10 protein-coding genes are annotated in these 12,879 nt (G+C 67.5%); 3 read left to right on the top strand and 7 right to left on the bottom strand.

From position 1 onward, the window contains the following. Nucleotide 1 precedes the first annotated feature (1 nt). The 5 genes from C4B30_RS01280 to xylA all read right to left on the bottom strand — a co-directional run bounded on the left by C4B30_RS01280 (nt 2) and on the right by xylA (nt 6,752). A complete protein-coding gene (locus C4B30_RS01280) occupies nt 2-1,213 on the bottom strand; it encodes a sugar ABC transporter permease (RefSeq protein WP_027786574.1) in 1,212 nt (403 codons plus the stop codon). Further along, a complete protein-coding gene (xylG, locus tag C4B30_RS01275; protein ID WP_027786573.1) occupies nt 1,210-2,769 on the bottom strand; it encodes a D-xylose ABC transporter ATP-binding protein in 1,560 nt (519 codons plus the stop codon). Before xylG ends, C4B30_RS01280 begins: the two co-directional genes overlap by 4 nt. A 63-nt stretch (nt 2,770-2,832) precedes the next feature. Further along, nucleotides 2,833-3,861, bottom strand: coding sequence for a D-xylose ABC transporter substrate-binding protein (gene xylF / locus C4B30_RS01270; protein WP_027786572.1), 1,029 nt, complete (start codon nt 3,859-3,861; stop codon nt 2,833-2,835). Nucleotides 3,862-3,931: 70 nt separating this feature from the next. Further along, the gene (xylB, locus tag C4B30_RS01265) at nt 3,932-5,425 is read right to left on the bottom strand and encodes a xylulokinase (protein ID WP_027786571.1); all 1,494 of its coding nucleotides are present in this window, start codon (nt 5,423-5,425) and stop codon (nt 3,932-3,934) included. 4 nt (nt 5,426-5,429) lie between these two features. Beyond that, nucleotides 5,430-6,752, bottom strand: a complete 1,323-nt coding sequence (gene xylA, locus C4B30_RS01260; protein WP_027786570.1) for a xylose isomerase — start codon at nt 6,750-6,752, stop codon at nt 5,430-5,432. Between the two features lie 264 nt (nt 6,753-7,016). Here xylA and C4B30_RS01250 point away from each other — a divergent pair, with 264 nt between their 5' ends. Continuing rightward, complete coding sequence (locus C4B30_RS01250; protein WP_027786569.1) at nt 7,017-8,210, top strand: XylR family transcriptional regulator; 1,194 nt, start codon at nt 7,017-7,019, stop codon at nt 8,208-8,210. Between the two features lie 27 nt (nt 8,211-8,237). Then, nucleotides 8,238-9,326 (top strand): aldose epimerase family protein, encoded by a 1,089-nt coding sequence (locus C4B30_RS01245; RefSeq protein ID WP_027786568.1) that lies wholly within the window; start codon nt 8,238-8,240, stop codon nt 9,324-9,326. A gap of 226 nt (nt 9,327-9,552) precedes the next feature. Here C4B30_RS01245 and C4B30_RS01240 read toward each other — a convergent pair whose 3' ends face one another. After that, the gene (locus C4B30_RS01240; protein ID WP_027786567.1) at nt 9,553-10,446 is read right to left on the bottom strand and encodes a LysR family transcriptional regulator; all 894 of its coding nucleotides are present in this window, start codon (nt 10,444-10,446) and stop codon (nt 9,553-9,555) included. Between the two features lie 163 nt (nt 10,447-10,609). Between C4B30_RS01240 and C4B30_RS01235 the strand changes: the two genes are divergently transcribed. After that, on the top strand, nt 10,610-11,359 hold the full coding sequence (locus C4B30_RS01235; RefSeq protein WP_027786566.1) for an SDR family NAD(P)-dependent oxidoreductase: 750 nt from the start codon (nt 10,610-10,612) through the stop codon (nt 11,357-11,359). A 59-nt stretch (nt 11,360-11,418) separates the two neighbouring features. Here the strand turns inward: C4B30_RS01235 and C4B30_RS01230 are convergent, their stop codons facing one another. Next, entirely contained in the window at nt 11,419-12,657 is a 1,239-nt protein-coding gene (locus C4B30_RS01230; RefSeq protein WP_034185528.1) for an SfnB family sulfur acquisition oxidoreductase, read from the bottom strand. Nucleotides 12,658-12,879: the final 222 nt, after the last annotated feature.

The following is a 12,879-nucleotide window of genomic DNA, read 5'->3' as shown; positions in this document are numbered from 1 at the left end:
GTCACCGCCGGTTCGATCGCGACACCACGTCGATCCACACCGCCAGCACCAGCACCGCGCCCTTGACGATCATCTGCCAGTACGCATCGACGTCCAGCATCGACATTCCGTTGTCGAGGCTCGCCATCACGAGCGCGCCGATCAGCGCGCCGTAGACCGTGCCCGACCCGCCGCGCATCGACGTGCCGCCGATGAAGCACGCGGCGATCGCGTCGAGTTCGCCCATCGAGCCGGCGGACGGCGACCCAGCCGCGAGCCGCGCCGTATTGACGAGGCCGGCAAACGCGCACATCAGCCCCATCAGCGCGAAGATCACGAGCTTCACGCGGTCGGTATCCACGCCCGACAGCCGCGTCGCCTCCAGGTTCGAACCCACCGCATAGATACGCCTGCCGAACACCGTCTGCGTGGCGATCCACGAGAACACGCCGAGCAGCACGAGCAGCAGCAGCACGGGCACCGGAATACCGCCGTAACGGTCGAGCGTCGCGACGAAGGCGAACAGCACCGCCCCGGCGCCCACGATCTTCGCGACGTCCTGCCACAACGGAGCGACCGCGAGCCGGTAGCGCCGCCGCGTGCCGCGCTGCCGCACCACCAGCAGCGTCGCGACCACGAACAGCAGCACCGCGAGGGCGTCCCCGGCCACACGCGGCAGATAGCCCTGCCCGATGAACACGAAGCCGTCCGACACGGGTGCGATCGTCGAGCCGCCCGTCACGCCGAGCAGGATGCCGCGAAACGCGAGCATTCCGCCGAGCCCGACGATGAACGACGGCACGCGCCGATAGGTCGACCACCAGCCGTTGAAGAGCCCGATCACCACGCCGAGCACGAGCACGGCCGGAACCGTCGCCGCGACCGGCCAGTGGCGGTTGACGTCGAGAATCGCGGCGACGCCGCCGAGCAGCCCGAGCAGCGAGCCGACCGACAGGTCGATCTCGCCCGCGATGATGACGAACACCATGCCGCACGCGAGCATGCCGGTGATCGACATCTGCCGCAACAGGTTCGATACGTTGCGCGGCGTGACGAACGCGCCGTCCGTGAGCACCGAGAAGAACGCCCAGATCGCGACCACCGCGAACAGCAGCGCGAGCACCTTGTAGCGCGTGAAGACATGGCGCAACGGCAGCCGCGGCGCGCGGCCGTCGGGACGACGCGCGTTCGCATCCGGCGTCGCCGGGGTCGAGGAAGAAAGTTCGGAATTCATGTCGCACTCGCTGCGGTGGGTTCGGCGGGCAGCCGCGCGGGCTTCAGCGCGGCGCCGAGAATCTGTTCTTGCGTGAGGCCCTGGTTGATGAAATCGCCGCGTAGCTCGCCTTCACCGATCACCAGCACGCGATCGGCCAGGCCGAGCACCTCCGGCAGTTCCGACGACACGACGATCAGTGCGACGCCGCGCTTGGCCAGCGCGAAGATCAGCCGATAGATCTCGGCCTTCGCGCCCACGTCGACGCCGCGCGTCGGTTCGTCGAGGATCAGCACCTGCGGCTCGGTCAGCAGCATCTTGGCGAGCACCGCCTTCTGCTGGTTGCCGCCCGACAGGCTCGCGATCGACAGAAACGGATGCGCGGCGCGCACCGACAGCCGCTGCATCTCGGTGCGGATCGTATCGAGTTCGGCGGCCGCGTCGATCCGCCCGCGCGCCGAGAAGCGCCGCAGCACCGCCAGCGTGATGTTGTGGCCCACGCCGAGCTGCGGCACGATGCCGTGGCGCTTGCGGTCCTCCGGCACCATCGCGATCCCGGCGCGAATCGCGTCGGCCGGCGAGCGGATCGACAGCGGCCGGCCGTTCATCGTCACGGTTGCCGTGCACGCGCCCGGATACGCGCCGAAGATCGCCTGCATCAACTCGGTGCGCCCCGCGCCGACGAGCCCGGCGACGCCGAGAATCTCGCCGCGCCGTACGCTGAACGACACGTCGTCGACGCGCTTGCGGCGCGCGTTCGTCACGTCGCGGCACGTCACGTGGCGCACGTCGAGCACGACGTCGCCGATCTCGTGCGGCTCGCGCGGATACAGGTCGCGAATCTCGCGGCCGACCATCATCGCGATGATCCGGTCGGTGGTCAGCGCGGCCATCGGCTCGGTCGCGACATGGCGGCCGTCGCGGATCACCGTAACCGTGTCGCACACGGCCGCCACCTCGTCGAGCTTGTGCGAGATGTAGACGCAGGCGACGCCGCGGCGCTTCAGGTCGCGCACGATGTCGAGCAGGATGCGCGTCTCCGACGCGCTCAGCGACGACGACGGTTCGTCGAGGATGAGCAGCTTCGCTTGCTTGTTCAGCGCCTTCGCGATCTCGATCAACTGCTGGTGGCCGCCGCCGTAGTTCATCACCGGCTGCGCGACGTTGATCGTGTCGATCCGCAATTCGTGCAGCAGCTCCTCGGCGCGCTGGACCATCGCCGCGAAGTGCATGCGCCCGCCCGGCAGCGTGATCTCGTTGCCGAGGAAGATGTTCTCGGCCACCGACAGCTCGGGCACGAGCATCAGCTCCTGATGGATGATCGCGATGCCCGCGCGCTCGGTGTCGCGCACGCCCGATGCCGTGAGCGGCGCGCCTTCCCAGCGGATCTCGCCGTCCCACGTGCCGTGCGGGTACACGCCCGACAGCACCTTCATCAGCGTCGACTTGCCCGCGCCGTTCTCGCCGCACAGCCCGACGCATTCTCCGGGCCGTACGGTCAGGTCGATACCGTCGAGCGCCTTCACGCCGTCGAATGCCTTGACGATGCCACGCATCGTCAGCAGGGGTTCCGTCATTCGTTCATGCCTCGCAGGATGCGCGCGGGTGCGCCGGTGAAGCGCCGCCCGCGCGTCGCGCCGTTACTGGCTCGCCAGCTGGGCCTGGGTATAGAAGCCGTCCTTCACGACGACGTCGACGTTACGCTTGGTCAACAGCGTCGGCTGCAGCAGCACCGTATCGACCTTCTTCTTGCCGTTGTCGTATTGCGCGTTGAACGCGGGCTTCGTGCCCTTCGCGAGATCGACCGCGAGCTTCGCGGCTTCGCTCGCGATCAGCTTCAGCGGCTTGTAGACGGTCATCGTCTGCGTGCCGGCGATCACGCGCTTGACCGCGGCCAGATCCGCATCCTGCCCGGACACCGGCACCTTGCCGGCCAGATGCTGCGCGGCGAGCGCCTGGATCGCGCCGCCGGCCGTGCCGTCGTTCGACGCGACGATCGCGTCGATCTTGTTGTTGTTCGCGGTCAGTGCGTCCTCGACGATCCGCAGCGCGGTCGACGCGCTCCATTCGGGCACCCACTGCTGGCCGACCACCTTGATGTCGCCGCGGTCGATCGCCGGCTTCAGCACCTTCAGTTGTCCTTCGCGCAGCATCTTCGCGTTGTTGTCGGTCGGCGCGCCGCCGAGCAGGAAATAATTGCCCTTCGGCTTCGCGTCGAACACGCCCTGCGCCTGCAGCTCGCCGACCTTCTCGTTGTCGAACGAGATATACGCGTCGACGTCCGCGTCGAGGATCAGGCGATCGTACGACACGACCTTGATGCCGGCCTTGCGCGCTTCGGCGACGACGTTGCCGAGCGTCTTCGAGTTGAACGGCACGATCACGATCACGTCGACGCCGCGCGAGATCAGGTTCTCGATCTGGGAAATCTGCCGCTCCTCGCTCGCATCGGCCGACTGCACCGACACCTTCGCGCCGAGCTTCGTCGCGGCCGCGACGAAATAGTCGCGATCGCGCGACCAGCGCTCGACGCGCAGGTCGTCGATACAGAAGCCGATCTCGGGCTTGTCCTTGCTCGCGTGGGCGAGCGGCGTGCCCAGCGCGAGGATCGCCAGCGCGGCGGCGCCGGCAAGCGAACTCAATACGGTACGACGCGTCACGGATTTCATGTCTCCACTCCTTGTTATTGAACCACTCACGAACCGCGGGCGGCCGCCGGATGGCACCGCCCGCATCGAGTCACTGCAACGTGCGTCGCGCGCCCGTCGCAAACACCGGTTCGAGCGCACGATACAGCGCGCGAAACGTCGGCCGCCGCACGTCGCGATACCACGCGTGCCGCGCGGGATCGGGCTCGCGCACCGCGACGACCGGCGGTTGCGGACACACGTCGGCGAGCGTCGCACCCGGTTCAAGCGCGAGACGGGCAAGGCGCGCGGCGCCGAGCGCCGGCCCCACTTCGCCGCCCGCGCGCAGCGTCAGCGCACGGCCGCTCAGGTCCGCGAGCATCTGCGTCCAGTACGCGCTGCGCGAGCCGCCGCCGATCACCGTGATGCTGTCGGGCGCGAGCCCGGCCGCATGCAGCGCGTCGATGCCGTCGAGCAGCGCGAAGCCGACGCCTTCGAGCGTCGCGTTCGCGAGATCCGCGCGCCGCGTGTCGGGCTCGAGCCCATAGAACACGCCCTTCGCGTTCACGTCGTTGTGCGGCGTGCGCTCGCCGCTCAGGTACGGCAGGAACCACGGGTGGCTCGCGCGTGCGTTCGTCTCGGCATCGTCGAGCAGCGCCGCGACGCCGTCGTAACCGGCCAGTTGCGCGGTGAAGTCGACGCAGCCGGCCGCGTTCAGCATCACGGACATCAGGTGCCACGTATCCGGCAGCGCATGACAGAAGCTGTGTACCGCCGATTCGGGATTCGCGCGAAACCCGTCCGACACCGCGAAATACACGCCCGACGTGCCGAGCGACAGCAGCGCGTCGCCGGGCCGCACGATGCCGACGCCCACCGCGCCGGCCGCGTTGTCGCCGCCGCCGGCGACCACCGGGATCTCGCGCAGGCCGAGCTCTCGTGCGACCGCCGGAAGCAGCGTGCCGGTGATGCGGTTGCCCTCGAATACGGCCGGCATCTGCGTGCGCGACAGCCCACAGGCGGCGAGCAGCGTGTCGTCGTAGTCGCGCTTCGCGACGTCGAGCCACAGCGTGCCGGCGGCGTCCGACGGATCGGTCGCGAACGCGCCGGTCAGTCGGTAGCGCAGATAATCCTTCGGCAGCAATACGCGGGCGATGCGCGCGAACACGTCGGGCTCGTGACGACGCACCCACAGCAGCTTGGGCGCCGTGAAGCCCGGCATCGCGATGTTGCCGGCCACCGTGCGCAGCGCGGGCGCGAGCCGTTCGAGTTCCTCGCACTCCGCGTCCGCGCGTCCGTCGTTCCACAAGATCGCGGGGCGCAGCACGTCGCCGTCGGCATCGAGCAGCGTTGCGCCGTGCATCTGTCCGGTCAGGCCGAGCGCATCGATGTCGCGCGGGTCGATGCCGGCCGTGCGCGCGTCCGACACGAGTGCGGCAAGCGCGCCGCATGCGGCGTCCCACCAGTCGCGCGGGGCCTGCTCCGACCAGCGCGGCTGCGGCCGGCTCACCGCGAGCGGGCGGCTCGCGCTCGCGCGCACCGCGCCATCGCGGTCGAGCAGCACCGCCTTCACGCCCGACGTGCCGAGATCGAGTCCGATGTACATGGCGTCAGCGCAGCCCGTAGATCGCCTGATTCACGATATTCTCGAGCCGCTCCTGCGCACCGCTTGCATGCCGCGGGTTCACGCCCCGCGCGAGCGCGTCGGCCGCGAGCGACTCCAGCGTATAGCCGCCCGACAGGATCTTGCGGCCGAATGCATCGTCCCACTGCGCGTAGCGTTGCCGGCGCAGCGCGTCGAGCCGGTCGTTCTCGACCAGCACCGCCGCGCGTTCGAGCGCGAGCGCGAGTATGTCGATCGCGCCGACGTGACCGTAGAACAGGTCTTCCGGATCGATGCTCTGGCGCCGCACCTTCGCGTCGAAGTTCATCCCGCCGGTCGTGAAGCCGCCGTGGCGCAGGATTTCATAGAACGCGAGCGTCAGTTCCTCGACGCTGTTCGGGAACTGGTCGGTGTCCCAGCCGTTCTGCGCATCGCCGCGGTTCGCGTCGACGCTGCCGAACACGCCGAGCGCGAATGCATTCGCGATCTCGTGATGAAACGAATGGCCCGCGAGCGTCGCGTGATTCGCCTCGATGTTCACGCGGATCTCGTTCTGCAGTCCGTACTGCACGAGGAAGCCGTGCACCGTTGCCACGTCGTAGTCGTACTGATGCTTGGTCGGCTCCTGCGGCTTCGGCTCGATCAGCAGCGCGCCCTTGAAGCCGATCCGGTGCTTGTGCTCGACGACCATCGACAGGAAGCGTGCGAACTGGTCGCGCTCGCGCTTCAGGTCGGTATTGAGCAGCGTCTCGTAGCCTTCCCGTCCGCCCCACAGCACGTAGTTCTCGCCGCCGAGCCGGTGGGTCGCGTCGAGCGCATGGCACACCTGGGTGGCGGCCCATGCGAACACGTCGGGGTTCGGGTTCGTCGCGGCGCCGGCCGCGAAGCGCGGGTGCGAGAACAGGTTCGCGGTGCCCCACAGGAGCCGCACGCCGCTTGCCTGCTGGCGCTCGCCGAGATAGTCGACCATCCGCGCGAAATTGGCCGCGTATTCGCGCAGGCTGTCGCCTTCCGGCGAGACGTCGGTGTCATGGAACGTATAGAACGGCGTGCCGAGCTTCGTGAAGAACTCGAATGCGGCGTCGGCCTTCATCCGCGCGCGTTCGAGCGCGTCGCCCGGCTGCTGCCACGGCCGCTGAAACGCGCCCTGCCCGAACATGTCGTGGCCGGGCCATACGAACGTGTGCCAGTAGCAGACCGCGATCCGCAGATGCTCGGCGAGCGTCTTGCCCAGCACGCGCTTCTCGGGGTCGTAATGGTGATAGGCGAGCGGGTTGTCCGACTGCGGACCTTCGTAGCGAATCGCGGGAATGTGTTCGAAATACGACATGGCGTCTCCGTGCAGGTTCTTGTTGCAGCGCAACGCACGTCGCGACGACGCACGCGGCCGAGTTCGGTTGGCTGGATCGTGCCCGCACGCCTGCCGGCCGGCAATTGCGAAATTGCGCAGCGCGCTTGATGTTTCTTGCCAGCCGCGCTCGCGCGGCGCACGTTCCGTCCTACAATCGCCGTACACCAGACCACCGCGCCGCCTCCGCGAGCGCGCCCCGGAGACAACGGCACGGCGCCCCCGACGCGCTCACCCGACACCGACATGACACGCGCCCCTTCCGCCCAGACACCGCACCGCATCGCGCTGCTGTTCAACGCGAACAAGGTCTACGACCGCGAGATCATCAGCGGCATCGGCCAGTACCTGCACACGACGCGCGTCGTGTGGGACCTCTTCCTCGAAGACGACTTCCGCTGCCGGCTCACCGGGATCGAGCGTTTCGACGGCGACGGCATCATCGCGGACTTCGACGACCCCGCCGTCGCCGACGCGCTCGCCGGTTCGCCGCTGCCGATCGTCGCGATCGGATCGTCGTACGAGGATCCGACGCAATACCCGGACGGCGTCCCATATATTGCGACGGACAACTCCAAGCTCGTGTCGCTCGCCTATACGCATCTGATCGGGGCGGGCCTCGCGCATTTCGCGATGTACAGCCTGCCGGTCGCGCAGGAGAACCGCTGGGCGCAGCAGCGCGAACTGGCGTTCGACCGGCTCGCGCGCGCGGACGGGCTCGACGCCCCGATCTACCGCGGGCTGTCGACGAGCGCGTCGGGCTGGAATCACGCGATCGAACAACTGGTCGGCTGGCTGCATGCGCTGCCGAAGCCGGTCGGCGTGATCGCGGTGACCGATGCCCGCGCGCGCCACCTGCTGCAGGCGTGCCTGATCGCCGGCATCGCGGTGCCGGAGCAGGTCGCGATCATCGGTATCGACAACGATCCGCTCACGCGCACGCTGACGCGCATTCCGTTGTCGTCGGTGATCCAGGGCACCGAGGAAATGGGCCGCACCGCCGCGCACTTGCTGCACCGGATGCTGCGCGGCGCGCGCTTTCCCGGGCAGCGCATTCTCGTGCCGCCGGTCGGCATCAACGTGCTCGAATCGACGCGCCACCAGCCGCTCGCGAGCCCGCACGTGATGCGTGCCCGGCATTTCATCCGGCAGTACGCGTGCCAGGGAATCAAGACCGAACAGGTCGCCGACTATGTCGGCGTATCGCGCTCGCTGCTCGAGGAGCACTTCCGGCGCGAACTGCAACGCACCGTGCACCAGGAGATCCTGCGCCACAAACTCGAAGCCGCGCAGGCGCTGCTCGCCGGCCGGCAGGCATCGAGCGCCGAAGTCGCGATCCGGTGCGGGTTCACGTCGATTCAGTACATGTACGCGGTGTTCAGGCGTGAACTCGGCTGCACGCCGCGCGAATATCAGGAACGCGCGGCCGCCACGCACTGACGAGCGCCGCCCACCCGACATCCACTCATGCATATCGATACCGATTCCTCATACCTGACGCCCGGCGTGGCACGCGTGCATGCCGAGCCGTGGGGCACGTTGCCCGACGGCGAGCCCGTGCGGCGCTATACGCTGCGCAATGCGCACGGGATGCGTGTCGTCGTCAGCGACCTCGGCGCGACCGTCGTGTCGTGGCTCGCACCCGACCGCACGGGACGCTTTGCCGATATCGTGCTCGCGCACGACACGCCCGCCGAGTACCTCGAATCCGGGGTCTACCTGGGCGCGACGATCGGCCGATGGGCGAACCGGATCGCCGGCGCACGCTTCACGCTCGACGGCGTGGACTACCTGCTCGACCGCAACGAGAACGGCAACCTGCTGCACGGCGGCGCGAACGGTTTTCATCGCGCGCGGTGGGACGTGCTCGACGATAGCGGCGGGCTGACGCTGCGGCTCAATTCGCCGGAAGGCGACGCGGGATTCCCCGGCAACGTGAGCGTGCAGGTTCGCTACACGCTCGACGACGACGGCACGCTGACGATCGACTATACGGGCTGGACCGATGCGCCGACGCCGCTGAACCTGACGAATCACAGCTACTTCAACCTGAACGGGCGCGCGGGCAGCGACGTGCGCGGCCATCTGCTGCACATCGACGCCGACGCGTTCCTCGAAGTGGACGACGCGCTGATCCCGACCGGCACGGCCGACGTGACGGGCACGGCGTTCGATTTCCGGCAAAGCGCGCCGCTCGGTGCACGCCTCGACTGGCCGCATGCGCAACTGGCGCGCGCACGCGGCTTCGATCACTGCTTCGTCGTGGGCAACGGCGCGCGCGAGGTCCGGCCCGTCGCACGGGTCTACGATCCGGAGAGCGGCCGCGAATTGATCGTGTCGACCGATCAGCGCGGACTGCAGCTCTATACGGGCAACTATCTCGACGGCGTGCGCGTGAGCGGCGGCACGCCATGCGCGCGACACGCGGCGCTGTGCGTCGAGGCGGGCGGCTTTCCGGATCAGGTCAACATGGACGGCCTGCGCGACGATGCGATCCTTCATCCGGGCGCCGTCTATCGGCAAACCACCCGGTATCGGGTGGGGGTTCAGGCATAGGAGGCGCACAGGACGCGCGAGCCGCATCGTCGCGCGTCAGGCGGCGTCGACGTCGCCCCGGGCGACTGCCGGCTCCGCCACGGCATCCGGGCCGTCGTGGCGGCGGGTCTTACGCATGACGAACGACCGGTTGCCCCACCGGATCGGCGTCAGCGATGCGCGGTCCCGGTTGTCGTTCCTTCGGTTCGCGTCTCGATGCCGATACGGTGACGATCCCCGTGGTTGCCTAATCGCGCTGGGCAAGAGCGGCGGAAAAGAAGTCGGTCACCATGCGGACGCGTGCCGGCACATACCGGCGTTTCGGCCACACGAGGCTGATGTCCCTCACTTCTTTCAAAAATTCGTCGAGAACCGTGATGATGCCGGGATGCCCGAGTTCGTCGGTAAGCGAAGCCTCAGTGAAGAGGCCAATTCCGACACCCGCCAGCACGCCCGCCCGAATCGTTTCGACGCTGTTCGACGACAAGTTGCCGCGAACGGTCACGCTGAAATCGCCGGCGGGGCCGACGAACGGCCAACTGGCGGCCGATTCCGAAAGGCCCCCGTACAGAAGGCAATTGTGATCGACCAGTTCGTCAGGCGCCTTCGGGGTGCCATGGTGCTCGAAATAGTCTCGGGAGCCGACGCAAACAAGGCGAGTGCTTGCCACGCGTTTGACGACAGCGTCGGCATCGTCGACTCGACCGACTCGAATGGCGAGATCGATGCGATCTTCCACCATGTCTCGCACGAAGTCCGAGAGAACGAGATCGACCTGAAGCCCGGGATTCGATGACAGCAAGTCCGGAATAAGCGGAAGTACGTGCAGGCGGCCGAAGGTCGAAGGCGTCGCTATCCTGACCAGGCCCGTGACATTGAGCGTGCTGCTCGTCATCTCGCCGTCGGCTTCGTCGAACTCGTCGACGAGCGGCTTCATGCGATCGTAATAGCGCTGCCCCTGATCCGTCAGCGTGACACTCCGTGTGCTGCGGTTCAGCAGCATGACGCCGAGACGTTTCTCGAGCGAGCCGACCGCCTTGCTGATGGCCGACTGCGAGTGGCCGGTTCTACGCGCCGCGGCCGAGAACCCGCCTGCGTCGACGACGGCGATGAAGGCGCCGAGTTCGTCCAATCGATCCATTGCAGCCCCTGGCGAAACCGCTCGTTTCCGCGCTCGGATCGCTCACATTGAAGTGCGAGCGATTCTAACAAGGAATAGCGCTTATGAAGATTCGCCCGATTATCATTCGCGGCGCAGGCAGTTACGCTTTCTTCCGTCAACCACGAATACACGGAAGATTCCAATGACTTCTCTCGCAGGCAAGGTCGCCGTCATCAGCGGCGGCACAACCGGTATCGGTCTCGCGATCGCGCAGCGCTATGTCGCCGAAGGTGCGCACGTATTCATTTTCGGGCGCCGGCAGGCTCAACTCGACGCGGCCGCCGAACGGATCGGACGCAATGTCACGGCCATCCAGGCCGACGCGACGAATCTCGACGATCTCGAACGCGTTGCGTCGGCGGTCAGGGCCGACACGGGCGCGGTCGACATCGTCGTGTCGAATGCGGCGTTGGTCGAACAGGCGTCGATCGATACCCTGACCCCGGAACATTTCGACAAGACGTTCGACCTCAACGCCCGTGGCCCCGTCTTCCTGGTGCAGAAGCTCCTGCCGCTCATGACGAATGGCGGATCGATCATTCTGGTTTCGTCGGCCATGCACGTGATGGGTATTCCGGGTCACACCACCTACGCAGCGACGAAAGCGGCCTTGCGTTCGTATGCACGCACCTGGGCCGCCGAGTTCAAGAATCGCGGCATTCGGGTCAACACGCTGAGCCCGGGCGTCACCGACACGCCGATGCTCGACTCACAGGTGACGAATGCGCAGGAGCGTCAATCCTTGGTCGACATGTACCTGAACATGGTCCCCCTCGGCCGGCTCGCGCAGCCCGAGGAGATGGCGAACGCGGCCGTGTTCCTTGCATCCGATCAAAGCGTGTACATGACAGGCGCGGACATGATGGTTGACGGCGGCGTCGGTCAGGTTTGACGCTCGACGGCATCGCGCGGCCGTCGACCCGCGCGCTGCCGGCGTCCGGCCGCTGACGTTCAATTCCACGCATGGCGCGCCGGGCGCGCGCCGTTCAGGTAGTAGTTGCCGACGAGGTGATATTTCCAGCGCACCGGATCGTGCAGCGTATGCGTGCGCGCATTGCGCCAATGCCGGTCGAGGTTGTGCTCGGCGAGCGTCGATTGCGTGCCGGCCAGCTCGAACAGCTTCTCGCCCGCGAGCAGCGCGACCTCGGTCGTCAACACCTTCGCTTCACCGACCGCGACGGATGCCCGCGCGACATCGTCATCGGTCACGTCGCCCTTTGCCGCGATCTCGTCGAGCGTGCGCGCCGCACGCTCGAGCAACGCGTCGGCCGCGTGCAGCTGGACGTGCAGGCGGCCGATTTCGCGAATCGTCAGCGGATCGTCCGCCGCCCGTTCGACGCCGCTGTCGACCCATGGCCGCGAGCGGGTTCGCACGAATGTCAGCGTATCGTCGATGGCCGCCTTCGCGATGCCCGCGTCGATCGCCGCCTGGATGATCTGCGACAGCGGACCGTTGAGCGTCGGCACGTCCGATACGCGCTGCGCCGGCAGCACGTGCGACGCCGGAATGCGCACCGCGTCGAGCACGACCGTCCCGCTCGCGGTCGTGCGCTGCCCGAATCCCGACCAGTCGTCGATCACGGTCAACCCCGGCGTCGGTTGCGGCACGTACGCGAGCCATGCCTGGCGTGCGTCGTCGAGCCCGAGCACCGGCACGTAATGCGCGAACAGTGCACCGGTCGAGTAGAACTTCGTGCCGTCGACGACATAGTCGTCGCCGTCGCGGCGCACGCGCGTCTTCAGGTCGAGCACGTGCTTCGTGCCCTTCTCCGAGAACCCGTTGCCGAATCGCTTGCCGCTCAGCACTTCGGCGAAGAAATGACGCTTCTGCGCGTCGTTGCCGACGAGCGCGATCACGTCGACGAGCCCGAAATGATTCTGCGGAAGCTGCCCGAGCGACGCATCGGCCGCGGCGACGATCTTGATCACCTCGGTGAGCGTCACATGCGATACGCCCGCGCCGCCGTATGCCTTCGGCACCGTGATCGCCCACAGCCCGGACTGCGAAAACCATTCGATTTCCTCGCGTGGCAGGCGGCGCTCGCGATCGCGTTCGGCCGCCCCTTGCGCCAGGCGTTGCGCCAGCGCATGCGCGACCGCAAGCGCTTGCGCATCGTCGGCGATCACGTTCGCCGCCTGCGATGGCACGTCGGCCGGCCGCTCCTGAATCGTCGCGCTCGTGTCTGACATCGGGTTCTCCTGTCGAATGGCGAAAGCATTCAATCTAGCAGCGCCGCGCGGGCCGGAAAACCGAGCGATTCTTGAAACGATATTCCTTTGGATAACAAACGATGTCGAGCCTGACGCAGGCGAACCGGTGTCTTGGCGTCGAAACGGACGCGAGAACGTCGATGCGGCCCCACTCGGTCGCGGTCGCGGTCGCGGTCGCGGTCGCGGTTCCGGTCGCGGTCG

Origin of the sequence: Burkholderia sp. BE12 (assembly GCF_002959955.1) — a bacterium.
GTDB lineage: Bacteria > Pseudomonadota > Gammaproteobacteria > Burkholderiales > Burkholderiaceae > Burkholderia.
Note: the sequence above shows the minus strand (reverse complement) of the source record. Positions and strands in the feature narration are given on the sequence as shown.